We start from the raw sequence: 25,539 nt of genomic DNA on the forward strand, positions 1-25,539 counted from the left end.
TCAGCGGCGCGGCGTGCCGATCGGCGTCGTGGCCACGCAGCGGAAGCGGCCGGTGGCGTCCTCCAGGTCCCAGCGCTCGACGACCGCCGCGCGGCCGGCGCGGATCACATTCACCGAGTTGGAGATGCCGCCGCGCAGCCGGTGGCTCAACGCCGTGCCGGCCTGCACGGCCCACATCGGGCGCGGCAGGTCGGGCCAGCGCGGGCGCAGCGGCAGCACATAGGGCAGGTGGATGTGGCCGCCCAGCACGGCGTCGGCGCCGGCGGCGGCCCAGCGGCGCACCGCCTGCTCATGGCCGCGCAGCAGGTTGCCTGCATCCCGCGGCTGCGTGACGGCCACCGGCTGGTGCACGGCCACGAGCCGCAGCTGCCCGGGCCTGGCGGCTGCCAGCCGTGCCGCGACGCGCTCGATCTGCGCCGGCGACACCTCACCCTGGGCATGGCGGTAGCGGCGCGTCGTGTTGAGCGTCAGCACCAACAGGTCGTCACGCTCGAACTCGCTCTCCAGCACCGGGCCGAACACCCGCGCAAAGCGGGCATAGGGGCGGAACAGGCGCGTGAGCAGATCGAACAGCGGGATGTCGTGGTTGCCGGGCACGAGCAGCTGCGCGGGCACGCCGAGCCGGTCGAAGTAGGCGCGGGCCCGCGCGAATTCCTCGGGCCGCGCGCGCTGGGTGATGTCGCCGGTGACCAGCAGCAGGTCCGGGCGGCGCAGCGCGCACAGCTGCTGCAGTGCCGCCATGGCCTGCGGGCGTTCGGTGCCGAAATGCGGGTCGGAGAGCTGCAGCAACGTGGTCACGCGGCCGCCTCCGAGGCGGCGGCGGCCTGCGCCTCGCGACGCTCCTGGGCCAGGCCGGGCGGCCGGATCAGCAGCAGTGGATGCGGCGCGACTTCAAACCGCAGCGGCAGCGGCATCCACAGCACTTCGCCGTCGGTGGCGACCTTCAGCCGCCTGGCGCCGAAGGTGCGCGCCTTCACCGTCAGCCGGTGAAAGGCGAAGTTCTGCACCTGGTCGGCGTCGCCCAACTGGCCGAAGGCACCGCGAGCGAGCAGCCTGAGCAGGTCCCACCGCCCGACCGGCTTCAGCACGACGCCGGCCAGCCGGCCCGCATCGATGGCGCGGGCCTCGGGCAGGCCCACCTGCTCCATCTGCAGCGCGTTGTTGCCGACGAACAGCGTCGGGGTGCGCACCTCCCGGCTCTCGCCTGGTAACTCGACGGTCAGCCGCAGGCTGCGGTGCCCGCGCAGCAGCGTGGCAATGCCGGCGCCCAGCGCCACCAGGCGGCTGCGGCCGAACTGCGACTTCCAGGCCTCGCGGTCTTCCAGCAGTTGCGGGTACAGCCCCAGGCTCGCATTGACGAGAAAGACGCGGCCGTTCAGCAAGCCCACCTGCACGGGCACGGCCTGCTCGGTCAGCAGCACGCGCAGCGCACCGTCGAGATCGGCCGGGATGCCGTGCGTGCGCGCGAAGTAGTTGAAGGTGCCGCGCGGCAGCACGCCGAAGCGGCAGCCGCTGCCCAGCACCGCCTGCGCGACGCCGTTGATCGTGCCGTCGCCGCCGGCCGCCACGACGATGCCGCCGGCCTCGCGCGCCTGGCGCACGGCATCGGCGGCGATGGTGGCCAGCTCGGCGGGGTGCTCGACGGGGAACAGCCGGCAGGGCCGCCCCGCCGCCTCGCAGGCGGCCTCGGCGGCCGGCGCCAGCTCGTCACGGTTGCCGTGACCGGAGGCGCGGTTGAAGACGATGAAGAGGGCGTCGGACGGGGGCATGGCGTGACGATAACGGCACGGCCGGGCGCATGGGCGTCGCGGGGGCATGACGCGAACTTGTCCGACGTTGCCGGCGCGAGCTGGCGGGCCGCCGAGGGCACCGGCGCCTCCAGCGCGGGGCAGGCGCCGCTGTCGGCCGGATGAGGCGTTCGCTGACACGCTGCGTTGCCGCGCGGTGCCACGATGACCCGACCTCGAACGAAGGAAGTGCTCATGGACACGACCACTCACCACGACCTGCCCGACCTCTTCCTGCAGCTGGGCCTGCCGTCATCACCAGCGGAGATCAAGGCCTTCGTGCGCCAGCACCGGCCGCTGCCGCAGACGCTGAACCTGTCCGAGGCGCCGTTCTGGAACGCCAGCCAGGTCGCCTTCATCCGCGAGCAATGGCACCAGGACGACGGCGACTGGTGCGGCGTCATCGACCAGCTCAACGCCTTGCTGCGCGAGCATCCGGACGTGGCCGAGCTGGAGCAGCTGGCCGACGCATGAAGACGCCCTCCTGGGCCGCGCTGCTGAACCGCCAGGCCGCGTTGCTGCGCCGCGCGGCGCGGCCGCTGCGTGAGCGCCATCGCGCGCCGGCCGGTGCGGGCAGCTGGCTGGCCGGCGCCGTGACGACCGAGGCCGGCCCGCGGCGCTGGTGGCTGTTCCGCCCCGAGGGCGTGCGCTTCGGCGAGCGGCTGCCGTTGCTCGTGATGCTGCACGGCTGCCACCAGGACGCGAAGAGCTTCGCCGCCAGCACGCGCATGAACCTGCTTGCGGCGCGCGAGCGTTTCCTGGTGCTGTACCCGGAACAGTCACGCCTGGCCAATGCGCAAGGCTGCTGGAACTGGTTCGACACGCGCGCCGGCCGCGCCTGGGCCGAGGCGGGCTGGATCATGCGTGCCATCGACCAGGTCGTCATGCTCTACGCGGCGGACCGCGAGCGCACGGCGGTGGCGGGGCTGTCGGCCGGTGCCAGCATGGCGGCGCTGCTCGCCACGCGCTACCCGCGGCGCTTCAAGGCGCTGGCCATGCATTCCGGCGTGCCGCCCGGCGTGGCGCATTCGGCCGCATCGGCCGTCGGCGCCATGCAGGGCCGGCGCGAACCGGCGCTGCCCACCGCCGACGGTGCGTGGCCGCCGCTCATCGTCATCCACGGCGAGGCCGATGCCGTCGTGTCTGCACGCAACGCAGGCGCGGCGGCGCGGCTGTGGTCGGGCGCGGCGGGTGCCAGCGAGGGTGCGCCGCAGCAGCAGCAACGCGGCAAGCGCTACCCGATGACGGTGACGCACTTCCAGCGGGCGAGCGAGCCGGTCGCAACGCTGGTGCAGGTGCAGCAACTGGGCCACGCGTGGAGCGGCGGCGCGGCGCGGCAGCGCTTCAGCGATGCCCAGGGGCCCGATGCGTCGCGGCTGGTGTGGCGCTTTGCGCAACAACAGTTCCGCAGGGCGGGCGGTGGCACCGGCGAGGTCTGAACGTCTTCGGGGCCGCGCTGGCCATAATGGCCGGGCTTGTCTTCACCGTCTGCCCCATGACCTACTGCGTCGCGATGCGCCTGCGCGCCGGCCTGCTGTTTGCCTCCGACACCCGCACCAACGCGGGCGTCGATCACATCGCGAGCTTTCGCAAGATGTACCAGTTCCAGATCCCGCATCAGCGCGAGATCGTCGTGCTGGCGGCGGGCAATCTGGCGACGACCCAGTCCGTCATGTCGCTGATGAACCAGCGCCTGAGCGGCGATGGCGAGCACCTGTTGAACGTGCCCAGCCTCTACGACGCCGCCGTGCTGCTGGGGCGCACGCTCAAGGAAGTGGTCGGTCGCGACAGCGACGCCGGCCAGGGCGTGGACTACGGCGCGAACTTCCTGCTGGGCGGCCAGATCAAGGGCGAAGGCCCGCGGCTCTTCCACGTCTACCCGCAGGGCAATTTCATCGAAGCCACCGAGGACACGCCGTACTTCCAGATCGGCGAGAGCAAATACGGCAAGCCCATCATCGACCGCGTGCTGCGCTATGACAGCACGCCGCTGGACGAGGCTGCCAAGTGCACGCTGGTCAGCTTCGATTCGACGATCCAGTCCAACCTGTCGGTGGGTCTGCCCATCGACATGGTGATGCTGCGCGCCAACCAGTTCGAGCAGGCGATGAAGCCGCCGCACCGCATCGAGCGCGACGACCCCTATTTCCTGGCGCTGCGCAAGGGCTGGAGCGCGGGGCTGCGCAAGGTCTTCGACGAACTGCCCAACGAGCCCTGGTTCGACGCGTGAGCGCCGCCGACCGTCTCGAGCGCTGGGAGCACCGCAGCGCCGTGCTGGGCACCGTGCTGCGCGGCTGGTGCACACCGCCCACCGGCCGGCCGCTGCTGCACTTTCTGCATGGCAACGGCTTTTGCGGGCGTGTCTACGAGCCGCTGCTGCAAGCGCTGGCCCAGGACTTCGACCTGTGGCTGTGCGACGCCCCCGGCCATGGCGACAGCGAGCCCACGCCGCAGTTCGTCGGCTGGAACCGCTGCGCCGAGGCCGCGCTGGAGGCGTTCGACGCCGGCCGCGGCCGCTATGGCGACGTGCCGCTGATGGCGATGGGGCACAGCTTCGGCGGCGTGCAGACGGCGCTGCTGCTCGGCACGGCCGGGCAGCCGTTCCGCCGCGCCGTGCTGCTGGACCCGGTGCTGTTCCCGCCGCCGATGCTGTTGGCCGCGCAGCTGATGGGCCGCGCCGGCACCGGCCTGGTCAACCCGCTGGCGCGCGCGACCAAGCGGCGCCGGCGCGAGTGGCCGAGCCGCGACCACGCCCGCCAGGCGCTGCGTGGGCGTGGCACCTACAACGGCTGGGCCGAAGCGGCGCTGGACGCCTTCGTCACGCATGCGCTGCGTGATGGCCCCGAGGGGCAGGCGGTGCTGAAGTGCGAACCGGCGCTGGAGTCCACGATCTTCAGCACCGTGCCGCAGCGGCTGTGGAGCCATCTGCGCCGCATCGCCGTGCCCACGCTGCTGCTGCACGGCGACGCGACGATGCCGTTCGTGCGCGTGGGCTGCGCGCGGGCGCATGCCCACAACGCGCCGCACCTGCATGTGCAGGTGACGACGGGCGGCCACTGCTTCACGCAGGAGCACCCGGACGCCACGGCGGCCCGCGTGCGGGCCCACCTGCTGGGGGCTCAGCCCGGCAGCGGGCCGAGCACGCGCATCGAGTAGTCCACGGCCCTCACGTCCTTCGTGAGCCGGCCGATGGAGATGCGGTCCACGCCGGTCGCGGCAATCCAGCGCAGCTGCTCCAGCGCCACGCCGCCCGAGACTTCCAGCAACGCCCGCCCGGCGTTGACGGCGACGGCCTCGCGCATCTGCGGCTCGCTGAAGTTGTCCAGCAGCACGCTGACGGCGCCGGCGTCCAGCGCTTCGCGCAGCTGATCGATGGTCTCGACCTCGATCTGGATGTCCACGCCGGCGTTCAGCGCCTGCGCCGCGCGCAAGGCCTGGCCCACCCCGCCGGCGGCGGCGATGTGGTTTTCCTTGATGAGGATGCCGGCATACAGCGCCAGTCGCTGGTTCTGCCCGCCGCCCACGCGCACGGCGTACTTCTGCGCCAGGCGCAGGCCCGGCACGGTCTTGCGCGTGTCGAGGATGGCGCAGCCGCCCGCCTGCGGGCTGGCGCCGGCCACCGCGTCGACATGCGCGCGCGTGGCCGTGGCCGTGCCGGACAGCAGCTGCAGGAAGTTCAGCGCCGGCCGCTCGGCCGACAGCAGCTGGCGGCCATCGGCCTCGATGCGGCAGACGATGCTGTCTGCCGTCATCAGGGCGCCCTCGTCGACCAGCCACTCGATGCGGCTCGTGGCGTCCAGCGCGGCGAACACGCCGTCGAACCAGTCGCGGCCGCACAGCACGGCCGCTTCGCGCACGCGCACCTGCGCCGCCACGCGCCGGCCGGCGGGCACGAGCTGGGCGGTCCAGTCGCAGCGGCCGATGTCCTCGGCCAGCGCATCGCGGATGTTGCGCGCGCGGGCCTGGGCCAGGTCTTCCTCGTCGAACATCACTCGGCCGGCCCCACCGTCAGCGTGATGTCGCCCAGGCCCTCGATGCGGCCGGTGATCACGTCGCCCGGCACCACCGCGCCGACACCGGCCGGCGTGCCGGTGTAGATCAGGTCGCCCGGGTGCAGGTGATAGAGGTGCGACAGGTTGGAGACGATCTCCGCCTGGCTCCAGATCATGTCGGCCAGGTCGCCGCGCTGCTTCTCGACGCCGTTGACGGCCAGCGTGATGGCGCCTTTTTCCAGCAGGCCGACGTCGGACACGCGGGCGATGTCGGTCAGGATGGCGGACTGGTCGAAGCCTTTGGCGGTGTCCCAGGGCTTGCCCCCGGCCTTGGCCACGGCCTGCAGGTCACGGCGCGTCATGTCCAGGCCGGCGGCATAGCCCCAGATGGCGGCGCGGGCCGCTTCGGGCGTGACGCGGAACACCGGCGCGCCGATGGCGATGACCAGCTCCATCTCGTAGTGGTAGTTCTTGGTCTCGCTCGGGTAAGGCACCGTCGTGCCGGACGGCGTCAGCGCGCTGGCCGGCTTGGTGAAGTAGAACGGCGGCTCGCGCGTCGGGTCGCTGCCCATCTCGCGGGCATGATCGGCATAGTTGCGGCCGACGCAGAAGATGCGGCTGACGGCATAGCGCGCTTCCGTGCCACGCACGGCGGCGCTGGGAACTGCAGGCGGAGGAAAGACGAAGTTGCTCATGGCATGGCATCGACGATGGAACGAGGGGGCACAGCATACTGGGCCGGCCCTGACCCTGCTGCTGCTCGCACTGATGACGGGGTGCGCCACGCGGCCTGCCGCGCCACCGGCGTCGGGCGACCGTGACGGCCCGCAAGCCAACCCGCCCGGCGAGTTGCTGAAGGTGCCTGATGCGGTGCCGCGCCTGGAGTCCATCCGCGTCGGCGGGCCCAACAAGCCCTATGAGGTGCTGGGCGAGCGCTACCGGCCGCTGACCGGCGACGACCCGTATGCGGACCGTGGCCTGGCCTCCTGGTACGGCCGCAAATTCCATGGCCGGCCCACGGCCAGCGGCGAGGTCTACAACATGTATGCGATGACGGCGGCCCACCCCACGCTGCCCATCCCGAGCTATGCCCGCGTGCGCAACCCGGCGAACGGCCGCGAGATCATCGTGCGCATCAATGACCGCGGGCCCTTCCACAAGGGCCGCATCATCGACCTCAGCTACACGGCCGCGCTGAAGCTGGACCTGCTGCGCGGCGTGGCGCCGGTGGAGGTGCGGCGCATCACCTACGCCGAGATCCGTGCCGGCAACTGGCCGAAGCCGGCGAGCGAGCCGGCGCCCACTTTCACGCCCGACGCCGCAACCGGCGCACCGCAACGCGAGACCACGGCGACGGTGGCCGCCGTGACGCCGTTGCCCGCGCCGAGCCTGCCCCCGGCGCCGGTCGCTGCGTCCACCTTGGGCAACGGCATCTGGCTGCAGTTCGGGGCCTTCGCGAAGCTGGACGGTGCCGAGGCGCTGCGCCAGCGCATCGCCGAGGCCGACCTCAGCCTGCTGCCGCTGCTGACCATCGTGCGTGAGGCCGGCCTGCACCGGCTGCGCGCGGGCCCCTTCCCCGACGCCGACGAGGCCCGCGCCACGGCCGCGCGGCTGCGCAGCGACAGCGGGCTGGAGGCGACGTTGGTGGAGAAGCGCTAACGCCCGCCCGCCACGTCCAGCAGCGCGCCCACCGTGTAGCTGGCCGCGTCGCTGAGCAGCCAGGCGATGGCCTCGGCGACCTCCTCGGCGCGGCCCAGGCGCTGGATGGGTAGGGTGGCCGCAGCGCCGGCCGGGTCCACACCGCTGGTGGCGTGGATGTCGGTCTCGATGATGCCGGGCCGCACGCCGTTGACACGGATGCCTTCGGTGATCAGCTCGCGGGCCAGGCCCTTGGTCAGCGTGTCGACGGCGCCCTTGGTGGCGGCGTAGTCCACATAGATGCCGGCCGAGCCGTACTCGGCCGCGCGCGAGCTGAGGTTGACGATGGCGCCACCGGTGCCGCCGTGCGCGGTGCTCATGCGGCGGGCCGCGTGCTGGCAGCACAGCAGCGTGCCGATGACGTTGACATCGAACAAGCGGCGCCAGCGTGCGGGGGACATGGTCTCCAGCCGCGCCGCCGGCGCCACCACGCCGGCGTTGTTCACCAGCCCGGCCAGCCGGCCGCCTTCGGCGTCCAGGCGCTCGAACATGCGGGCCACCTGGCCTTCGTCGGACACATCGGCCTGCAACGCCAGTGCACGGCGGCCCAGCGCGTGCACGCGGCCCGCCAGCGCCTGGGCGGCGGCGCTATCCTGCGCGTAGTTGATGGCCACGTCCCAGCCCGCCGCAGCGCATCTGAGCGCCGTGGCGGCACCAATGCCACGCGAACCTCCGGTGATCAAGACCCAAGCCGTCATGGCCGGCATTGTGGCCTTTGCGATGAAGATGCCGCGTTCACGACAAGCCGCATGGATTTCCTCGACGTCCCGACGATCCTGCAGATCAGCGCCGTCTTCAACCTGATGGCGGCGCTGGCGTGGCTGACGCTGGCCCAGGTCTTCCACATTGCGCCGCGCGCCGGCCGTCTGATGGCGGGGGGGCATGTGTTGCGCTTCGCCACGCAGGGGTACAGCGACGTGATGTCGGCCTGGCCGGCGGCGCTGCAGCAGGCCGTGCTGGAGCTCGGCCTGCTGGGCTGCATCCTGATGCTGCTGCTGGCCTTGCGCCGCATGTTGCTCAGCCGCCAGCGCCCGCGCGACCTGGCCTGGATCGGTGGCCTCGGCGCGGCCGGCATCGCAGCCGGGCTGGCTGCCGGCTCGGCGCAGGCCGCCGAGCTGGCCGGCACCGTGGCGGTCACGCTGCTCGGCGGGCTGGCTGTGCGCGCGATGTTGCTGGGCCTGCGCGGCCAGGTCGCCCCCGTGACGGCGGGCTTTGCCACCTTGCCCTTCGCCATGCTGGCCCTCATGGCGTTCGTCCACAGTGTCGAACTGCTGCTGGAGCCGGATTGGGCGGGCCATGCCGTGCGCGGCGACCTGCCCAGCCCGGCGCGCGCCGTGCTCTGGTACGTCGTCACGTTCGGCATCACGCTCAGCCTCATCGCGCTGATGATCTGGCGCGTCGTGGCGCGCATCCAGCACCTCACCTACCGCGACCCGCTGACCGGTGCCCTGAACCGCCGAGCCTTCGAGCGCGCGCTGGGCGACGCGCAGGCGCAGCTGCTGCGGGGGCATGGCTTCGCGCTCGTGATGATCGACATCGACCACTTCAAGCGCGTCAACGACCAGCATGGCCACGCGGCCGGCGACGCGGCGTTGCGGCATTGCGTCGGCATCTGGCAGGCCGGCTTGCGGGAGGTGGACTGCCTGGGCCGGCTGGGCGGGGAGGAGTTCTGCGCCCTGTTGCCGCTGGCGTCGCCGGGCGACCTGGCCGCGGCCGTGGCGGTGGCGGAACGGCTGCGCGCCGACCTGCAGGCTAGGCCGCTGCCTTGGGAGAACGGTTTGCTGCCGCTGTCGGCCAGCTTCGGCGTCGCGCTGCCGGCGGCTGGTGATGCGCGAGGGGAGGTCGGCCTCGTGCGCGCCGATGCTGAGCTCTACCGTGCCAAGGCCGAAGGCCGCAACCGCGTGTGCGCCGCGACCCATCTGCAGCCGGCGGAGGTGCCGTGACGATCACGCTGGCCCAGACCACCACGTTGCTGGCCACGGTGGTGTTCATGCACGGCGTGTCGGCGCTGGTGTGGGCGACGCTGGCGATGGTGGCCCGCATTGCGCCGCGCGCATCGTTGACGATGGCGGCGGCCAATGCTTGTGCCGCCGTCGCACTGACGCTAATGGCCCGGCGCGGCGCCTGGCCCGATGCCTGGACGCACTGGCCGGCCGATGTGCTGAACCTGGCCTCGTTCGCGTTGCTCGGCGCTGCGGTTCCGGGCATTCTCACCAGCCGCCTGCCCTGGAGGCCGGCCGCCGCCGTGGTGGTCGCACTCAGCCTCGTCATGCTGGCGCTTCCCGATGGTGGTGACATGCGCTGGCAGACACGCATCGTCAGCGGTGCTGGCGCCGTGCTGGTGCTGGTGGCGGGCGTTGTGGCCTGGCGCCACTTGCAGGGCCTGCATGGCCGGCGCACACCGGCGCCGCTCGCGCTACCGTTGTTTCTCATCGCACTGCTGTTGGCGTTGAGCTGCGCCAGCAGCTTCGTCGCCCCCGGCCATGGGCATGATCCCCGTTCCACCGAGCCGATCAACCTGGCGCTGCTGTGGCTGGCGCTGCTGATGACGCTGCTGCAGAACGCCACGCTGGCGTTTCTCGTGATGATGCGGCTGATCCGGCGCATCGAGCGCCTGCTGGAGCGCGACCCGCTGACCGACGCGCTCAACCGCGGTGCCTTCGATCAGGCGCTCGCGCAGGCCCACGCCGGCTGGCGGCGCGGGCGCGGCTATGCGCTGGTGATGATCGACATGGACCGCTTCAAGCAGCTCAACGACACGCTGGGCCATGCCGCCGGTGACGCGGCGCTGCGGTGGATGGTGAACGAGGTGCGCCCCTGCCTGCGCGAGGTCGACCGCTTCGGCCGCCTCGGTGGCGAGGAGTTCTGCGTGCTGCTGCCCGACACCGACATCGCCGGCGCGGCGCTGGTGGCCGAGCGCATGCGCGCGCTGGTGAATGCCACGCCGCTGCGCTGGCTGGAGCAGGACTGGCCGCTGAGCGCGAGCCTGGGCATCGCCGAGGCCGAGCCGGGCGACGCCAGCGCCAGCGCGGTGCTCGCGCGTGCCGATGCGGCGATGTACCGGGCCAAGCACCAGGGCCGCAACGTCGTGCAGGCCTAGTCCAGCGAATCAGTGAAATCGCACCACCAATTTCACTGATTCGCTGGACTAGCGCTGCGGCGTCGCCAGCCGGCGCTGCAGCAGGCGCATGAGCGCACCGAGCACTGGCAGCTTGGCGTAGAGCTCCTCGGCGGCGTCCCAGTAGTCGCGGTGCAGCTGCACGAGGCCGGCGGGCGTGAAGCGCAGATGCGTGGCGCCGCGGATGACCATGGCCTGGCCGCGCTCGCGCGTGAAGTGCAGCTCCCAGGTCAGGAAGGCGTCGTCGCCTTCGCTGGCCGACACCTGCACCGTGAAGCGCGGCTCGCGCAGCTCCTCGAACATCTGCGTGAAGATGCGGCCGATGGCGGCGTGGCCGCGCACGTCGTTGAACGGGTCCTTGAAGCGGGCGTTCTCGGCGTACAGCGCCAGCAGCGTGGGCAGGTTGTCGCGGGTGAGGCGGGTGTAGGCGTCCACGAGCCGCGTGGTGCGCGCATCGGGCATGGTCAGGCTCCCGTCATGCCGCGCACGGCGGCGAAGTACCAGGCGTCGGGCAGGCAGCGCAGCAGGCGCACCCAGGCGGTGAAGCGGCGTGGGAAGTTCATCTCGAAGCGCCCGCGGGCCCAGCCCTTGAGCATCTGCCGCGCGGCTTCGTCGGGGGTGATCAGCGCGGGCATCTTGAAGCGGTTCTGCGTGGTCAACGGCGTGTCGACGAAGCCGGGGTTGACGATGGACACCCCCACGCCGAGCGGATGCAGGTCCAGGTAGAGCGTCTCGGCGAGGTTGTTGAGTGCCGCCTTCGTCGGGCCGTAGGCCAGCGACATCGGCAGCCCGCGGTAGCCGGCCACGCTGCCCACGAGGCTGAGGTGACCGCGGCGCGCGGCCGTCATCAGCGGCAGCACGGCCGCCAGCAGGTGCAGCACGCCGACGTAGTTCACCGCCAGGTGGCGCTCCATCTCGCGCGCGTCGTAGGCGGTGGCGCGCTGGGCCTGGTAGTGGCCGGCGCAATAGAGCACCAGCTCGGGTGTGCCGCCGGCCAGTCGCTGCACGGTGTGAGTGGCGTTGCGCAGGTCGTCGGCCTGCGTCACGTCCAGCGGCAGCGCGAAGCTGCCGGCATGCTGGCGCACGAAGTCGTCCAGCGCGGCGGCCTGCCGGGCCGACACGACGACGCGCGCGCCCCGTGCGTGCAGCGCCGCCGCCGTGGCCCGGCCGATGCCGGACGACGCGCCGACGATCCAGACCCAGCGGCCGGCCCAGTCGCGCAGTGGGGGGTTCAGCGCCATGGCGTCAGCTCCTGGTGATGACGAGCGTCACGTCGCCGACGTGCAGCCCGAGCTTGGTCATGGCCGAGCGGTTCAGCACGGTGCGCTCGTCCATCAGGAACATCCAGTCGTCCAGCGCCATGTGCCAGACGCGGCCGTCCACCGGCAAGGCCAGCGTGTAGACGAAGCGGAAGGCGTTGCCGGCCGTCTCGCCCTGTGCCTCGCCGACGACGTCGGCCGCCGTGCCGCTGTAGCGGCCGCCGCCCAGCGACTTCAGCGTCCAGACGCGCCGCTGCGTGCTGCCGTCGCTGTACCGGAAGTGCTCGTCGAGCACGCCCGTGTCACCTTGCCAGCGGCCGGTCATCGCGACGGTGAAGCGCTTGACGACGCGGCCCGAGCGGTCGGTGAACAGGCCCTGCGCCGTCAGCTCGCCGTCGAAGAAGCGGCGCAGGTCCAGCCGGGGCGTTTCGTTGGCGTAGTCCTGCACCGTGGGGCCGGCGCAGCCGGTGAGGGACAGCGTGGCCGAGGCGGCCGTGACGGCAAGCCAGGTGCGGCGGGTCGGGCGGCTCATTCGCGGGCACTCCAGTGAGGGTTGAGGCGTTCGGCGCGACGCAGCAGCGCAGCGGCGGCGAGCTTCAGTGCGCAGGGCAGGCCGCCATAGGCCCAGGCCAGCGCCTGCAGGCTGGCCGCGTCGGTGCTGCCGCTGCGGTAGCCCAGGGTCGCCAGCAGCGGCAGCGCCAGGCCGGCTGCGAGCGCCAGGTTGAGCTTGGTGGCGCAGGCCCACCAGCCGAGGTAGGCGCCTTCGCCGCGCCCGCCGTGGCCGGCCTGGTGAATGACGCCGGTGAGCAGCGCGCCGGGCAGGGCCAGGTCGGCGCCCAGCGCCAGCCCGCTGGCGGCGCAGACGACGGCGAAGCCGGCGCCGTCGCCCGCGCCCAGCCAGGGCACGGCGGCGAAGGCCAGCACGCTCGCCACCATGCCGGCCCGCCATGCGGCGGCCACGCCCCAGCGGCCGGCGGCACGCACCCACAGCGGCAGGCCCAGCACGGCGGCGCTGAAATACAGCGTCAGCAGCGCGCCCTGCCAGCCGGGCAGCTGCAGGCGGTCGGCCAGGAAGAAGGGCAGCAGCGTGGCGGGCACGGCGCTGGCGATGCCGTTCAGCATGAAGACGCCCAGCAGCTGGCGGAACGCGGCATGCCCCCATGGTGATGCAGGCGATGCGGGCGTGGCAGTGGCGCCAGAGGCCTCGGCGGGGCCGGGGTCTTGCAGCCCGGCCAGCGCCGCCAGGCCCACGATCAACAGCGCTGCCAGCGCCAGGCTGGTGGCCGGCCAGCCCAGCCAGGCCGGCAGCGCGCTGGCCAGCAGCACGCCCACCAGCGTGGCGGCCTCGCGCCAGCCGGCCACGCGGGCGCGTTGGGCTGGCCCGCCGCCCCAGCGCGTGCCCCAGCTCTGGTGCAGGATGGTCACGCCGCTGTAGGCCAGCGTGCTGCACAGCAGCGCGCCGGCCAGCCACGGCAGCACGCTGCCCGGCCCGCCCGCCGGCGGCTGCCAGAGCGCGGCGAAGGCCAGCGCCAGCACGGCCGAGCCCAGCGCCGCCGCCCGCCAGGCCGTGCGCTTGCCGTGGCGAAATAGCCGATCCGCCAACCGGCCCAGGGCCGGGTCGACGACGGCGTCCAGCCCGCGCACGGCCAGCAAGACGGCGCCCAGCGCCGGCAGCGGCATGCCCAGCACGGCCGCGTAGTGGTGCGGCAGATGCACATACAGCGGCAGCGACACGAAGGCCAGCGGCGCGGCCAGCGTCGCGTAGGCGAGGGCAGACCGCCAGCCCAGGGTGGGGCGAGAGGGCGGTGCGGCCGTCAGTGTGGTCATGGCGTCAGCGCGGCGTGCCCAGCAGTGAATCGCGCAGCGCCGGGGCCGAGGTCTGGCGGGCCAGCCAGATGCCGAAGAACAGCCGCGCGTAGTCGGCGTCCACGGTCTGCGCCGTGGGGCGGGCGTTGTGGAAGAAGCGCACATCGCCCTGGCCATCGTTCAGCCCCAGCAGCCGGTCACCGGCGGCGACGTCGGGGAAGGCCTGCTTCATCAGCGCCAGCCAGCGCTTGGCGCTGGCGTCGTCGAAGCTGCCGACGCGGCGCATCTCGGCGACGGAGCGCTCGGCGATGGCCGCGCCCTCCAGCTTGCGGTCGTACAGCAGCTCCAGTGCGAATGGCTGGCGCGCGTAGTCGTCGGCGTCGAAGTCCGGCAGCGCCCACAGCCGGGCCTCGTAGACCCGCAGGCCGAAGAAGCGCAGCACGCCACTGCCGCGCAGCCGCGCGTTGGGCAGCGTGGCCTGCAGTTCGGCGGGCAGGGCGGGGGCGGAGAGGGCTGGGGTCATGGCGAGCGGTGTGACGGCGGCGGCGAGGAGGTGGCGGCGCTTCATGGCGCGGGCTTGCGCAGCGTGAACTGCATGACGTCGGTGCTGCCGGTGTCGAAGGCCGCTTCGCAATAGGCCAGATAGAAGGCCCAGATGCGCTGGAAGCGGGCATCGAAGCCCTGGTCTTGCACGTCGCCCAGGCGGGCCTCGAACGCGGCGCGCCAGCGGCGCAGCGTCTCGGCGTAGTCGGGCCCGAAGGCCAGGCGGTTCTCGACGACGAAGCCGGCGCGGCGCGCCTCGGCCTCGAAGGCCGACGGGCTGGGCAGCAGGCCGCCCGGGAAGATGTATTGCTGGATGAAGTCGGTGGAGTTCAGGTAGCGCGGGAACAGGTCGTCGCGGATCGTGATGGTCTGGATGCAGGCGCGGCCGCCGGGCTTGAGGCAGGCGGCTAGCGTGTCGAAGTAGCCGCGCCAGTATTCGTGGCCGACGGCCTCGAACATCTCGATGGAGACGATGGCGTCGAAGGGTTCGGCCGCGTGCTGCGCAGGCAGGTCGCGGTAGTCCTGGTAGTGCAGGTCCACCTGGCCGGCCAGGCCGGCCGTCTGCATGCGCTCTTGGCCCCAGGCGAGCTGCTCGGCGGACAGCGTTACGCCGGTCACGCGGGCGCCGAACTCGCGCGCCGCCAGCTCGGCCAGGCCGCCCCAGCCGCAGCCGATCTCCAGCACGCGCGCGCCCGGCGCCGCGCCGGCCTCGCGCAGCGCGCGGCGGTATTTGGCGTCCTGTGCGGCGACGAGGTCGGCACCGCGGTGGTCTTGCCCCTCGAACCACGCGGCGCTGTAGCTCATGCCGGGGTCCAGCCACAGGCGGTAGAAGTCGTTGCCGAGGTCGTAGTGGGCGTGGATGTTGCGGGCGCTGCCGGCCCGCGAATTGCGCCGCAGCAGGTGGCGCAGCCGGTAGCCGAGGCGCCCCCACCAGCTGCCGTAGATGATGCCCTCGATGTGCTCGCGGTTCAGCAGCACGAGGCGCAGCAGCGCGCTCAGGTCGGGGCTGTCCCACTCGCCCGCGATGAAGCTCTCGGCAAAGCCGATGTCGCCGGACTTCAGCGTGCGCTCGAACAGCGCCCAGTCGTGGATGTCGAGTTGCGCACGCAGACCGGCACCTTGCCAACCCAAGCGCAACGAGGTGGCGTCGGGCAGCGTCAGCGCCAGTTCGCCGACGGGCAGCTGCTCCAGCAGCCGCAGCACGCGGCGCGCGGCGGCGGGCCGGCGGGCGGTTCGGGTGGCAGGGGCGGTGGAGGTGAGGGCAGGGTGGGTGCTCATGCTTATCGGCTCACGAAGGGCGGTGGCGAGGCGGGCTTGCTGAAAAAGGGCACGCGCTTGGCCCACAGGCGCAGTGCCTGCCAATGGATGCGCAGCACGACGCCCAGCGTCATGAACGGCGTGCCGAAAAAAGCCCGGCGCACGCTGGCCGGTGTCAGCGGCGACAGAGTGCCAGCCATGCTGGTCTGCAGCAGTGGGCCGTCGGCGTCGTGCAGGTCCACGCGGGCGAGCGCGTGTGCGGGCTGGCCGTCGGGGCCCGCCGTGCGCTCGAAGCGGAAGCGGTAATGCCCCTCGACGCGGCAGAACGGCGAGACGTGAAAGACCTTGCGGGCCGTGGCTTCCCGGCCCCCGGCCAGCGCCGCACCGGTGAGCAGGTAGGCGTGGCGCTCGCCGAAGGTGTTGTTGACCTCGGCCACGGCGGCGGCGAGCGTGCCGTCGGCGCGGTGGGCGTACCAGAAGCTGACGGGCTTGAAGACATGGCCCAGCACGCGCGGATAGGTCTGCAGCCACACCTCGCCGTCGGCATCGGTGACGCCCTCTTGCGCCAGCAGTTGCTCGAACCAGGCGAGGGCGTCGGTGCCGCCGTCGCCGTGGTCGCGGTCATGAAAGCTCAGCATGCCGCGCCGGTTGCGGTTCAGTGCGGGCAGCGCCTGGTGGCGCAGGCTGCGCATCGGCAGCAGCAGGAAGTAGCTGCCGTAGCGGAACTCGTGCGGGACCGGCCGCAGCCGGCGGTGCCACACGGTGCCGAAGCCGATGCAGGGCCGCGCGAGTGGGCTCATGCCGCGCTCCGTGCCGCCTGCGCCTCGAGCGCCTGGGCCTTCAGCACGCCATCGGCCGCGGCCAGGCCGGCGCGCAGGCCGTCCTCATGGAAGCCGTAGCCGCACCAGGCGCCGCAGAACCAGGTGTGCTGCCGGCCTTGCAGCTCGGGCAGGCGCTGCTGGGCCTGGATGGCGGCGAGGTCGAAGACCGGGTGGTGGTATTCGATGCGCTGGTGCACCAGCTCGTCGCGGATGGGGCGCGCGGGGTTCAGCGAGACGAGGATGGGCTGCTGCCACGGCAGCGGCTGCAGCCGGTTGAGCCAGTAGTGCAGGCAGACCTGCGCCTGCTCGCGGGGCGCGTCGGCGCGCTCGTAGTTCCACGCCGCCCAGGCCAGGCGTCGCTGCGGCAGCACGGCCGCGTCGCGGTGCAGCACCGCCAGGTTGGGCTGGTAGCGGATGGCGCCCAGCACGGCGCGTTCCGCCTCGCTGGCGCCCTGGCCCAGCAGGCGCAGCGCCTGGTCGCTGTGGCAGGCCAGCACGACGGCGTCGAACGATTCGGCGCCCTGGTGCGTCAGCAGCCGCACATGTTGTTCGCTGCGTTGCAGGCCCAGCACCGGCGTGTCGAGCCGGGCATCGGGCAGGGCGGCCACGAGGCGGCGCACGTACTCACGCGAGCCGCCGCGCACCGTGTGCCACTGCGGCCGGTCGGTGACCTGGATCAGGCCATGGTTGTGGCAGAACCGGATCAGCGTGGCGACCGGGAAGCGCAGCATCTGGTCGGTGGGGCAGGACCAGATGCAGCCGATCATCGGCAGCAGGTAGTGCTGGCGAAAGCCGGCGCTGAAGCCGTGTTCGTCGAGAAAGTCGCCGATGGCGCCCTGCAGCGCCGGGTCGTCGTCGCGGCGGGCCAGTGCGGTGGCCAGGCGGTTGAAGCGCAGGATTTCCGCGAGCATGCGCCAGAAGCGCGGCCGCAGCAGGTTGCGGCGCTGCGCGAACACGGTGTTCAGCGAGCTGCCGCTCCACTCCAGACCGGCGCCGCCATCGGCGCGCGGCACCTGCACGGAGAACGACATGTCCGATGCGGCCGTCTCCACGCCCAGCTCGGCGAACAGCCGGATCAGCAGCGGGTAGGTGCGTTCGTTGAACACGAGAAAGCCGGTGTCCACGCCGTGCGTGATGCCATCCAGCGACACATCCACCGTGTTGGCGTGACCGCCGAAGTACTTGCCGGCCTCGAACAGCGTGACATGGCGCTGGCCCGGCGCCGTCGCCAGACGCCAGGCGGCTGCCAAGCCTGCCACTCCCGAACCGACGACTGCGATGCGCCGCATGAGGCCTCCTGATGAACCGGTCGGATCAAATGTTGAACTGATGAGTTCACACAATAACTCATCAGTTCAAAAATTGCACTACCAAGTTTTGTTGATGGCCTCGACGGTCTAGAATGCGTCGCATGAGTGCCCGTCCGTCGATCCGAGACCAGATGCAGCGCGTTCGGCAGGACGCCATCGTTGCTGCCGTGAACCGCCTGCTCGCCACCAAGGGCTACGACGCGATGACGGTGGACGAGGTGGCTGCCGAGGCCGGGCTGGCCAAGGCCAGCCTCTACAAGCTGTTCCCGTCCAAGGAAGACCTCGCCGGCGCGGCGATGGTGGGCGTGCTGGACCGCGCGCTGGCCTTCGTCGACGACCTGCGTGCCCGCGCCGAGGCGGATGCTGCGGTGACGCCCGTCGATCAGCTGAAGGCGGTGACGCGCTGGGCCATGGAGACGCAGCTGCAGGGCGAGATGCCATCGCTGCCGGCGCACAACTCCAACCTGAGCGCCGCGCTGCAGTCCAACGATGCCTACATGGACCGCCTCATCTCGCTCAGCAACCGCCTCGGCATCTGGATTACCGAGGCGCAGACCGGAGGCGCGCTGAACGCCGCGCTGCCGCCGGAGCTGGTGCTCTACACGCTGTTCGCGCGGGCCTGCGACCCGGTCGTCGCGTTGCTGAAGGAGTCGGGCCAGTACACGCCCGCGCAGATCGTCGACTGGGTCACGTCGACGACTTTCGACGGCTTGGGCGGGCCGGCCCGCTGAGCACGCCCGGCGCCCGTGCGCCCGGGCGACTGACCTGCGCAATACCCGCCACCACCAGCGCGCTGCCGGCCAGGAAGCCGGCTTCCAGCCGCTCACCCAGCAGGCCCGCGCCCAGCAGCACGCCGAACAGCGGCGTCAGGAAGGCGAAGCTGCCCAGCTGCGCCGCGCGGTAGCGGCCGAGCAGCCAGCACCATGCCAGGAAGCTGGCGAATGACACGACCAGGCTCTGGAAGCCCAGGTGGGCCCAGGCCTGCGGGCTGGCGTCGAATTGCCACTGGCCGCTCAGCGCCGCGGCCGGCAGCAGCAGCACGAACGCGCCCAGCAGCTGGTAGAGCAGTGTCTCGGTGGCCGGGGCGGCGGCCAGCGCCGTGCCGCGCAAGGTCAGCGTCGTCGCGCCCCAGGCCGCGCCGCCGGCAAGTGCCAGCAGATCGCCCGTCAGCGCGCCGGCGGCCGCGCCGCGCTGGCCGCCGAGGAAGGCCAGCGCAATGCCCGCGAACGCCAGCGTCAGCCCGGCCCACTGCGGCCCCGAGAGCCGCTCGGCCGGCACGCGCAGATGCAGGCCCAGCGCGGCGAACAGCGGCGCCGTGTAGAGGAAGATGACGACGTGGGCCGCCTGCGTCAGCCGCAGCGCCTGTGACACCAGCAGGTATTCCAGCGCGAACAGCGCGCCGGCGACGACGCCCGGCAGCCAACGCTCGCGGCGTGGCACCTCGCCGCGCCGCCACATGAGCAGCATCAGCAGCGCCAGCGCGATGCCGGAGCGCAGCGCCACCATCAGCATCGGGCTGACCTGCGGCGCGGCGGCCTTCAGCGAGACCTGCTGGAGGCTCCACACCAGGCACAGCAGCGCCATCAGCCCGCCGGCGCGGGCGTCGACGGCATGGGGTGTTGTGCGATTCATGCCGGCACTGTGGCGCCGCCGCGGCGAATCGGAAATCTCATAATTCGCCGAACCACCATGCGTTTTTCGAATCCATGCGCGACCTGCAGATCGACTGGCTGAAGTGTTTCGTCGCGACCGTCGATGCGGGCAGCCTGTCCGCCGCCGCAGCGGAGGTGCACCGGTCGCAGTCGGCCGTCAGCATGCAGATCAAGAAGCTGGAGCAGGCCGTCGGCCACGCGCTGCTGCGGCGCGGCCCGCGCCTGCTGGAGCTCACGCCCGAGGGGCGCACCCTGCTGGGGTTTGCCCGCCGCATGCTGGACCTGCAGGCCGAGGCGCAGGCCGCGCTGCAGGCCGAAGCCGTCACCGGTGTCGTGCGCCTGGGCGTGCCGGACGACTACGCCAGCAAATACCTGACGCCAGTGCTCCGGCGCTTTGCGCCGCGCTATGGCGGCGTCGAGATCCAGCTGGACTGCGAGCAGTCCACGGCGCTGATCCCGCGCGTGCAGCGCGGCGAGCTGGACCTGGCGCTGGTGTCGCGCGACCACGCGCGGCGCGGCACGCTGCTGTTCCACGAGCCCATGGTGTGGGTGGGCTCGCCGCAGTTCGAGGTGTGGGCCCGCGACCCGCTGCCCATTGCCGTCTACGAGGCCGCGAGCCTGGGCCGGCGCAGCGCCATCAACGCGCTGGCACTGCAGGGCCGCCCCTACAAGATCGTCTACAACAGCTCCAACCTCGCGGGCCAGATCGCCGCCGTCGACAGCGGCCTGGCCATTGCCGCGCTGACGCAGTGCAGCGCGCCCGCCCATCTGCAGGTGCTGGGCCTGGCCCAGGGCCTGGGCCCGCTGGCGCCGATGGAGGTGGCCGTCTATCGCAGCCAGGCGTCCAGGGGCAACAAGGCGGTCGACAGCCTGCAGCGCATGCTGGTGCAGACGCTGCGGCAGGCGGGGCCTGTTCAGCGCCCGCCAGGGGCGCTCAACTGACCTCAGCCGTGCCAGCGCCGCGTCGCGCGGCGGACCACCTCGGCCAGCAGGTGTTCGTCGGCCTCGATCTGGCGCAGCCAGGTCGCGTCGTTGCCGCTGCCGGCGATCTCGCGGCGCAGGTATTGCAGCGCCGGCTCGGCCTTCAGCTCCGCGGCGTGGCTGTCCAGGCGGCTCAGCACGGCCAGCATGTCGTCGCGCAGCACGCGGTGCTCGCCGGTTTCGGGGTCGACGAAGGTGCCGTCCAGCCCGAAGCGGCAGGCCTGGAAGCGGTTGAAGGTGTAGGGCAGGTAGTCGTCCTCGCTGAGCTTGAACGGCTTCTCGCGCGTCAGCCAGTGCGCCAGGCACTGGATGAAGCCCGCCAGCGCCGCGGCTTTCTCGATGGTCAGCGGGGTGTCGAGCACGCGGACCTCGATGGTGCCGAACTCCGGCTTGGGGCGGATGTCCCAGTAGAAGTCCTTCATGCCCGAGACGACGCCGGTGCGGGTCATCTTGTTGAAGAAAACCTCGAAGTGCTCCCAGGTTTGCACGAAGGGCGCGCGGCCGGACAGGGGGAATGCGAACACCGAGTTCAGCCGGGCCGAGTCGAAGCCGGTGTCCTCGCCCTGCACGAAGGGCGACGACGCGGCCAGCGCGATCAGGTGCGGGATGAAGCGGCTCATGCCGTGCAGCAGCACGAGGGCCTCGTCGGCGCTGGGGCAGCCCACGTGCACGTGCTGGCCGAACACGGTGAACTGCTTGGAGAGATAGCCGTACAGCGACGACAGCTCGTGAAAGCGCGGCGTCTCGAAGATGCGCCGGCGCGTCCAGTGCTGATAGGGGTGGGTGCCGCCGCCGCACAGGCTCACGTCCAGCCGCTCGGCGCAGTCCACCAGCGCGGCGCGGATCTCGCCCAGCTCCGACAGCGCCTGGCCATAGTCGGCGCAGACGCCGGTGGACAGCTCGATCATGCTGCTGGTGATCTCGGGCTTCACGTCGCCCGGGATCTTGCGTTTCTCCATCAGCCGCAGCAGGTCGGCGGACACCGGCGCGAGGTCGTAGTCGTCGTTGTTGACGATCTGCAGCTCCAGCTCGACGCCCAGCGTCAGCGGCTGCGATTGGGCAAAGCTGCCGAGGCTCATGGCTGGCCCTCCTTCTTGGGTGCTTCGGGGCGCGCGCTCCGGCGCGGCGGCGCGGGCGGCAGGTCGCCGGCCAGGCGCAGCGCGAACTGCACGGCGATGGGCCCGATCAACTCCAGCACCGCGATGCCGGCCAGGATGATGGGCGCGGCCCCCTTGGCGAGTTCGGGTTCGGCGCGCATCAGCTCGTTGAGCATGACCAGCGCCGTGGCGGACAGCGGCGTCATCATGATGGACAGCGCCAGGCCCTGGCGCAGGCTGGTGCCCGACCAGCGCGACAGCGCCACGATGGCTGCCGCCTTGGCCAGGAAGCGCGTGACCAGCAGCGCCAGCGCCGCGAAGCCACCGGCCACGAGCAGCTGCGGTGTCCAGGCCGAGCCGACGATGACGAACAGCATCAGCACGAGGGCGCCGCCCGAGGTGCCGAAGTGGCGCGGCCACACCCAGGGCCGCTGGCTGGTGTTGCGCAGCAGCAGGCCGGCCAGCAGCGGCATCAGCAGCGTGGACACACCCACGGCGCGGGCAGCAACGATGGCGAACGCGACCATGCCGAACAGCAGCAGCGTGGCGCTCTCGTTGCGCAGGTCCAGGCGCCGGGCCGCCACGTAGGCGCCGCCGGCCAGGAGGGCCGCCACTCCCACCGTCGTCAGCAGCGAGATGGCCAGGCCGGCCAGCGCGTCGCCGAGCTGGCCGCCGTCGTCGGCTGCCCACCAGGTGCGCATCAGTGTCAGTGCGATGACGGCGTACAGCGTGTTCAGCGCGGTCAGCAGCGACGCCCGCTGCGTGACCTGCCCCTCGGCGCCGAGCTCCAGCGCCACGCGGCCCGAGACCGCAGCCGGTGCAGGCATGGCGAGGATGGCGCAGGCGATGGCCGTCGGCCAGCCGATGTTGAACAGCCGCATCACCAAAGCCACCGCGACGGCGCTCAGCAGTGCCTCCAGCAGGCTCGTGAGCGCCAGCCCGGGGTTGCGGCGCAGCCAGCTCAGCCGCACGCGGCTGCCGATCTCGAAGAGCAGCAGGCCCAGGGCGAGGTCGGTGACGATCTGCGCGGCGCCGGCCAGTGGCAGGGCCACGCCGTGGCCCAGGGCGGCAGCCACGCAGCCGGCCAGCGTGTAGCCCACCACGCGGGGCAGGCGCGTGGTGGCCGCGATGAATTCGCCGGCCAGCGCGCCCGCAAGCAGCACGCCGACGATGAACATCAACTCGCTCGAAGGTGTGACGGCCAGCCCGGCCCAGACCCGGGCCCCGCTGTCGAGTGCAGTCATGCAGTCTCCCTTGAAGTTTTTGGCCAAGCCTAGTTGCGCGAAGCAACCCGTCCTGTAGGCCAAGACGCCGAAATGACCCTCAGCCTCCGCTCCGGGACAATCGCCCCATGCAAGTGCTCAGCGTCAACACCGCCCGTGTCGAACATTTCGTGGCAACGAGCGGCCAGTCCCTGGCTTCGGCCATCCGAAAACGCGCCCACACGGGCCCCATCGCCGTCGGCCCGTCGGGCCTGGCCGGTGATGAACAGGCCGACCATACCGTACATGGCGGCCCGGCCAAGGCGGTCTATGCCTATCCGCATGAGCACTACGCGTTCTGGGCGACCGTGCGCGGCCAGGCCAAGGTGCCCGGCGAGCTGCAGCCCGGCGACATGGGCGAGAACCTGACGCTGCAGGGGCTGCAGGAAGGGCGCGTGTGGCTGGGCGACGTGCTGCGCTTCGCCGACTGCGAGCTGATCGTCACGGAGCCGCGCCAGCCCTGCTTCAAGTTCAACGCGCACATGGGCTTCGTCCACGCGGCCAAGATGATGGCGCAGAGCGGCTATTGCGGCTTCTACCTGGCCGTGAAGCGCGAGGGCACGATCGCGGCCGGCGAGACCTTCGAGCTGGTGCCGGGGCCACGCGAGATCGGCGTGGCCGAGATGTTCCGGGCCAAGATGAAGAGGGCCGGCTGATGCGCCGCCGCACGCTGATGACGGCCGCGTCGGCCCTGCTGCCGCTGGCGGTGCACGCCGGGCCGGTGTTGAAGGTGGGGCCGGGCCAGGCGGTCAAGTCGCTGGCGGCCGCGGCACGCCAGGCGCGCGACGGCTGGCTGATCGAGGTTGAGGCGGGTGACTATGTCGCCGACGTGGCGGCCTGGCCGCAGCACGAGCTGACGCTGCGCGCCGTCGGCGGCCGGGTGCGTGTCATCGCCGCCGGCGCCCATGTGCAGGGCAAGGGCCTGTTCGTGACGACGGGCCGCCGCCAGCGCATCGAGGGCTTCGACTTCATCGGCTGCACGGTGCCCGACCGCAACGGCGCGGGCATCCGCGTCGAGGCCGGTTCGCTCACGTTGGTGGACTGCGGCTTTCGCGACAACGAGAACGGCGTGCTGACGGCCAACGACGACAGCATCGAGCTCGACATCGTCGACTGCGACTTCGGTGCGATTCCGCTGCGCAGCGGCCTCACGCACAACTGCTACGTCGGCGCGATCCGGCGCCTGGCCGTCACCGGCAGCTACTTTCACGGCGGCCTGCTGGGCCATCTGCTGAAGAGCCGGGCGGCCGTGAACCACATCCTCTACAACCGCCTCACCGACGAGATCGGCGGGCGCGCGAGCTATGAGCTGGAGTTTCCCAATGGCGGTGTCGCCGTCGTCATGGGCAACTTCATCATGCAGAGCTCCACGACGGACAACCCGCACGTCATCTCCTTCGGTGTCGAAGGCGCGAAGTGGCCGCGGCAGGCGCTCTACCTCGTGCACAACACCTTGGTGGACCAGCGGCCCGGCGGCGGCGTCTGGCTGCGCGTGACCCCGCCGCAGACCGAGGTGCTGCTGGCCAACAACCTGCTCGTCGGCCCGTCCAGGCTCGCCGCCGAGGCGCGCTGGACGCGGCGCGCCAACTTCAACGCGGACTGGGACGAGTTCGTGCGCGCCGTGCGCGACGACTTCCGGCTCAAGCCCGAGTCGTCATTGCGCGGCAAGGCGCAGGACGCCGGCGAGGCCGAGGGCTTGAAGCTGAGCCCGACGCGCGAATACCGGCACCCGCACAGCAGCGTCGCGTTGGCCGGGGCGGCGCGGCACCCCGGCGCTTTTCAAAGTTAGGCCGCGCGTGCGGTCGGGTAGTCGGTGAATCCCTCCGCGCCGCCGCCATAGAAGGTTTCCTTCTGCGGTGCGGCCCACGGCAGGTCGGCGCGGATGCGCTCGACGAGATCCGGGTTGCTGATGAACGGCCGGCCGATGGCGACCGCGTCCGCCTGGCCGCTGGCCACGGCGTCCAGCGCCATCGCGCGGTCGTAGCCGTTGTTGGCGATGTAGGGGCCCATGAAGCGGCGGCGCAGTTCCTGATAGTCGAACGGCGCGTTGTCGCGCGGGCCGCCGGTGGCGCCTTCGACGACTTCCAGGAAGGCCAGCTTCAACGGGGCCAGTTGCTCGGCCACGTAGTTGAAGAGGGCCTGCGGGTTGCTGTCCTGGCCGATGTCGTTGGCCGGCGTGACGGGGCTCAGGCGCAGCGACGTGCGGCCCGCGCCGATGGCCCCGGCCACGGCCGTCATCACCTCGATCAGCAGCCGCGCACGGTTCTCGATGGAGCCGCCGTAGGCATCGCTGCGGTCATTGGTGCTGTCGCGCAGGAACTGCTCCAGCAGATAGCCGTTGGCGCCGTGCACCTCCACGCCGTCGAAACCGGCGGCGATGGCGTTCTTCGCGGCCTGCGCGTAGTCGGCGATGAGCTGAGGGATTTCGTCGAGGCGCAGCGCGCGCGGCTCGGCCGTGGGCACCAGCTCGCCGTGGGCGGCATAGGTGCGGGTCTTGGCGGCGCGGTTGGTGGACGACACCGGCGCGGCGCCGCCCGGCTGCAGCCGGTTGACGGAGATGCGGCCCACGTGCCAGAGCTGGATGACGATCTTGCCGCCTTCGGCGTGCACGGCGTCGGTCACCTGCTTCCACGCGGCGATCTGCTCGGGGCTGTGGATGCCGGGCGTGTCGAAGTAACCCTGGCCGTCGGGGCGGATCTGTGCCGCCTCGGTGATGATGAGACCGGCGCCGGCGCGCTGGCGGTAGTACTCGGCGTGCAACGCCGTGGGCGTCTGCTGCGGCGCGCGGTTGCGCGTGAGGGGCGCCATGACGACGCGGTTGGCCAGCTGGATGTCGCCGAAGCGGACGGAGTCGAAAAGGGTGGTCATCGCAGGCAGTTGGGGATGAAAACAACGGCTGCAAGGCTACGCGCCACCCCGCTTTCCCGGCGCGCGCGAGGTTGATGGTCGTGTGTTA

Annotated in this window: 28 protein-coding genes; 11 read left to right on the forward strand and 17 right to left on the reverse strand. The window is 71.8% G+C overall.

Going from position 1 to position 25,539, the window contains the following annotated elements:
• Both ACG00X_RS12285 and ACG00X_RS12290 read right to left on the reverse strand, forming a co-directional pair.
• Window positions 1-798, reverse strand: coding sequence for a metallophosphoesterase family protein (locus ACG00X_RS12285; protein WP_394488468.1), 798 nt, complete (start codon window positions 796-798; stop codon window positions 1-3).
• Window positions 795-1,769, reverse strand: coding sequence for a diacylglycerol/lipid kinase family protein (locus tag ACG00X_RS12290; RefSeq protein WP_394488469.1), 975 nt, complete (start codon window positions 1,767-1,769; stop codon window positions 795-797). The genes ACG00X_RS12285 and ACG00X_RS12290 overlap by 4 nt, the downstream gene beginning before the upstream one ends.
• A gap of 213 nt (window positions 1,770-1,982) precedes the next feature.
• Here ACG00X_RS12290 and ACG00X_RS12295 point away from each other — a divergent pair, with 213 nt between their 5' ends.
• The 4 genes from ACG00X_RS12295 to ACG00X_RS12310 are packed head-to-tail and all read left to right on the forward strand — an operon-like array spanning window position 1,983 to window position 4,943.
• On the forward strand, window positions 1,983-2,261 hold the full coding sequence (locus ACG00X_RS12295) for a DUF2789 domain-containing protein (protein WP_394488470.1): 279 nt from the start codon (window positions 1,983-1,985) through the stop codon (window positions 2,259-2,261).
• Complete coding sequence (locus tag ACG00X_RS12300) at window positions 2,258-3,226, forward strand: extracellular catalytic domain type 1 short-chain-length polyhydroxyalkanoate depolymerase (protein WP_394488471.1); 969 nt, start codon at window positions 2,258-2,260, stop codon at window positions 3,224-3,226. The genes ACG00X_RS12295 and ACG00X_RS12300 overlap by 4 nt, the downstream gene beginning before the upstream one ends.
• A gap of 56 nt (window positions 3,227-3,282) precedes the next feature.
• Window positions 3,283-4,017 (forward strand): proteasome-type protease, encoded by a 735-nt coding sequence (locus tag ACG00X_RS12305; RefSeq protein WP_394488472.1) that lies wholly within the window; start codon window positions 3,283-3,285, stop codon window positions 4,015-4,017.
• A complete protein-coding gene (locus tag ACG00X_RS12310; RefSeq protein WP_394488473.1) occupies window positions 4,014-4,943 on the forward strand; it encodes an alpha/beta fold hydrolase in 930 nt (309 codons plus the stop codon). The genes ACG00X_RS12305 and ACG00X_RS12310 overlap by 4 nt, the downstream gene beginning before the upstream one ends.
• On the opposite strand, the gene nadC is transcribed toward ACG00X_RS12310, so the two are convergent.
• Window positions 4,907-5,776: a carboxylating nicotinate-nucleotide diphosphorylase gene (gene nadC, locus ACG00X_RS12315; RefSeq protein WP_394488474.1), complete on the reverse strand. Its 870-nt coding sequence runs from the start codon at window positions 5,774-5,776 to the stop codon at window positions 4,907-4,909. The two genes, ACG00X_RS12310 and nadC, sit on opposite strands and share 37 nt — an antisense overlap.
• Window positions 5,776-6,474, reverse strand: coding sequence for a fumarylacetoacetate hydrolase family protein (locus ACG00X_RS12320; RefSeq protein WP_394488475.1), 699 nt, complete (start codon window positions 6,472-6,474; stop codon window positions 5,776-5,778). The genes nadC and ACG00X_RS12320 overlap by 1 nt, the downstream gene beginning before the upstream one ends.
• A gap of 73 nt (window positions 6,475-6,547) precedes the next feature.
• Between ACG00X_RS12320 and ACG00X_RS12325 the strand changes: the two genes are divergently transcribed.
• Complete coding sequence (locus tag ACG00X_RS12325) at window positions 6,548-7,438, forward strand: septal ring lytic transglycosylase RlpA family protein (RefSeq protein ID WP_394488476.1); 891 nt, start codon at window positions 6,548-6,550, stop codon at window positions 7,436-7,438.
• Here the strand turns inward: ACG00X_RS12325 and ACG00X_RS12330 are convergent.
• Window positions 7,435-8,175, reverse strand: coding sequence for an SDR family oxidoreductase (locus ACG00X_RS12330; protein ID WP_394488477.1), 741 nt, complete (start codon window positions 8,173-8,175; stop codon window positions 7,435-7,437). The genes ACG00X_RS12325 and ACG00X_RS12330 overlap by 4 nt on opposite strands.
• A 51-nt stretch (window positions 8,176-8,226) precedes the next feature.
• Between ACG00X_RS12330 and ACG00X_RS12335 the strand changes: the two genes are divergently transcribed.
• The gene (locus ACG00X_RS12335) at window positions 8,227-9,420 is read left to right on the forward strand and encodes a GGDEF domain-containing protein (protein WP_394488478.1); all 1,194 of its coding nucleotides are present in this window, start codon (window positions 8,227-8,229) and stop codon (window positions 9,418-9,420) included.
• The gene (locus tag ACG00X_RS12340; protein WP_394488479.1) at window positions 9,417-10,577 is read left to right on the forward strand and encodes a GGDEF domain-containing protein; all 1,161 of its coding nucleotides are present in this window, start codon (window positions 9,417-9,419) and stop codon (window positions 10,575-10,577) included. Before ACG00X_RS12335 ends, ACG00X_RS12340 begins: the two co-directional genes overlap by 4 nt.
• Before the next feature lie 48 nt (window positions 10,578-10,625).
• Here the strand turns inward: ACG00X_RS12340 and ACG00X_RS12345 are convergent, their stop codons facing one another.
• The 8 genes from ACG00X_RS12345 to ACG00X_RS12380 are packed head-to-tail and all read right to left on the reverse strand — an operon-like array spanning window position 10,626 to window position 17,570.
• Window positions 10,626-11,057, reverse strand: coding sequence for a nuclear transport factor 2 family protein (locus tag ACG00X_RS12345; protein WP_394488480.1), 432 nt, complete (start codon window positions 11,055-11,057; stop codon window positions 10,626-10,628).
• A 2-nt stretch (window positions 11,058-11,059) separates the two neighbouring features.
• The gene (locus ACG00X_RS12350; protein WP_394488481.1) at window positions 11,060-11,836 is read right to left on the reverse strand and encodes an SDR family NAD(P)-dependent oxidoreductase; all 777 of its coding nucleotides are present in this window, start codon (window positions 11,834-11,836) and stop codon (window positions 11,060-11,062) included.
• Between the two features lie 4 nt (window positions 11,837-11,840).
• Window positions 11,841-12,386 carry a DUF3833 domain-containing protein gene (locus ACG00X_RS12355; protein ID WP_394488482.1) on the reverse strand — a complete coding sequence of 182 codons (546 nt, stop codon included), beginning with the start codon at window positions 12,384-12,386 and terminating at the stop codon, window positions 11,841-11,843.
• Entirely contained in the window at window positions 12,383-13,681 is a 1,299-nt protein-coding gene (locus tag ACG00X_RS12360) for an MFS transporter (protein WP_394488483.1), read from the reverse strand. The genes ACG00X_RS12355 and ACG00X_RS12360 overlap by 4 nt, the downstream gene beginning before the upstream one ends.
• Before the next feature lie 4 nt (window positions 13,682-13,685).
• Entirely contained in the window at window positions 13,686-14,228 is a 543-nt protein-coding gene (locus ACG00X_RS12365) for a chalcone isomerase family protein (protein WP_394488484.1), read from the reverse strand.
• Window positions 14,225-15,481 carry a class I SAM-dependent methyltransferase gene (locus ACG00X_RS12370; RefSeq protein ID WP_394488485.1) on the reverse strand — a complete coding sequence of 419 codons (1,257 nt, stop codon included), beginning with the start codon at window positions 15,479-15,481 and terminating at the stop codon, window positions 14,225-14,227. The genes ACG00X_RS12365 and ACG00X_RS12370 overlap by 4 nt, the downstream gene beginning before the upstream one ends.
• 2 nt (window positions 15,482-15,483) lie before the next feature.
• Window positions 15,484-16,260, reverse strand: coding sequence for a DUF1365 domain-containing protein (locus ACG00X_RS12375; RefSeq protein WP_394488486.1), 777 nt, complete (start codon window positions 16,258-16,260; stop codon window positions 15,484-15,486).
• Entirely contained in the window at window positions 16,257-17,570 is a 1,314-nt protein-coding gene (locus ACG00X_RS12380) for an NAD(P)/FAD-dependent oxidoreductase (protein WP_394488487.1), read from the reverse strand. Before ACG00X_RS12380 ends, ACG00X_RS12375 begins: the two co-directional genes overlap by 4 nt.
• Before the next feature lie 122 nt (window positions 17,571-17,692).
• Here ACG00X_RS12380 and ACG00X_RS12385 point away from each other — a divergent pair, with 122 nt between their 5' ends.
• Entirely contained in the window at window positions 17,693-18,322 is a 630-nt protein-coding gene (locus ACG00X_RS12385) for a TetR/AcrR family transcriptional regulator (RefSeq protein WP_394488488.1), read from the forward strand.
• On the opposite strand, the gene ACG00X_RS12390 is transcribed toward ACG00X_RS12385, so the two are convergent.
• Window positions 18,279-19,223: a DMT family transporter gene (locus ACG00X_RS12390; protein ID WP_394488489.1), complete on the reverse strand. Its 945-nt coding sequence runs from the start codon at window positions 19,221-19,223 to the stop codon at window positions 18,279-18,281. The two genes, ACG00X_RS12385 and ACG00X_RS12390, sit on opposite strands and share 44 nt — an antisense overlap.
• 74 nt (window positions 19,224-19,297) lie before the next feature.
• Here ACG00X_RS12390 and ACG00X_RS12395 point away from each other — a divergent pair, with 74 nt between their 5' ends.
• On the forward strand, window positions 19,298-20,185 hold the full coding sequence (locus ACG00X_RS12395; RefSeq protein WP_394488490.1) for a LysR family transcriptional regulator: 888 nt from the start codon (window positions 19,298-19,300) through the stop codon (window positions 20,183-20,185).
• Window positions 20,186-20,187: 2 nt separating this feature from the next.
• Here the strand turns inward: ACG00X_RS12395 and ACG00X_RS12400 are convergent, their stop codons facing one another.
• The gene (locus ACG00X_RS12400) at window positions 20,188-21,303 is read right to left on the reverse strand and encodes a YbdK family carboxylate-amine ligase (RefSeq protein ID WP_394488491.1); all 1,116 of its coding nucleotides are present in this window, start codon (window positions 21,301-21,303) and stop codon (window positions 20,188-20,190) included.
• Window positions 21,300-22,565: a cation:proton antiporter gene (locus ACG00X_RS12405; protein WP_394488492.1), complete on the reverse strand. Its 1,266-nt coding sequence runs from the start codon at window positions 22,563-22,565 to the stop codon at window positions 21,300-21,302. The genes ACG00X_RS12400 and ACG00X_RS12405 overlap by 4 nt, the downstream gene beginning before the upstream one ends.
• A 107-nt stretch (window positions 22,566-22,672) precedes the next feature.
• Between ACG00X_RS12405 and ACG00X_RS12410 the strand changes: the two genes are divergently transcribed.
• Window positions 22,673-23,239, forward strand: a complete 567-nt coding sequence (locus tag ACG00X_RS12410) for an MOSC domain-containing protein (RefSeq protein ID WP_394488493.1) — start codon at window positions 22,673-22,675, stop codon at window positions 23,237-23,239.
• A complete protein-coding gene (locus ACG00X_RS12415) occupies window positions 23,239-24,372 on the forward strand; it encodes a hypothetical protein (RefSeq protein ID WP_394488494.1) in 1,134 nt (377 codons plus the stop codon). Before ACG00X_RS12410 ends, ACG00X_RS12415 begins: the two co-directional genes overlap by 1 nt.
• Here ACG00X_RS12415 and ACG00X_RS12420 read toward each other — a convergent pair.
• Complete coding sequence (locus tag ACG00X_RS12420; protein ID WP_394488495.1) at window positions 24,369-25,451, reverse strand: alkene reductase; 1,083 nt, start codon at window positions 25,449-25,451, stop codon at window positions 24,369-24,371. The genes ACG00X_RS12415 and ACG00X_RS12420 overlap by 4 nt on opposite strands.
• Window positions 25,452-25,539 lie beyond the last annotated feature (88 nt).

Origin of the sequence: Pelomonas nitida, from assembly GCF_043555975.1 — a bacterium.
Classification (GTDB): Bacteria; Pseudomonadota; Gammaproteobacteria; order Burkholderiales; family Burkholderiaceae_C; genus Pelomonas; species Pelomonas nitida.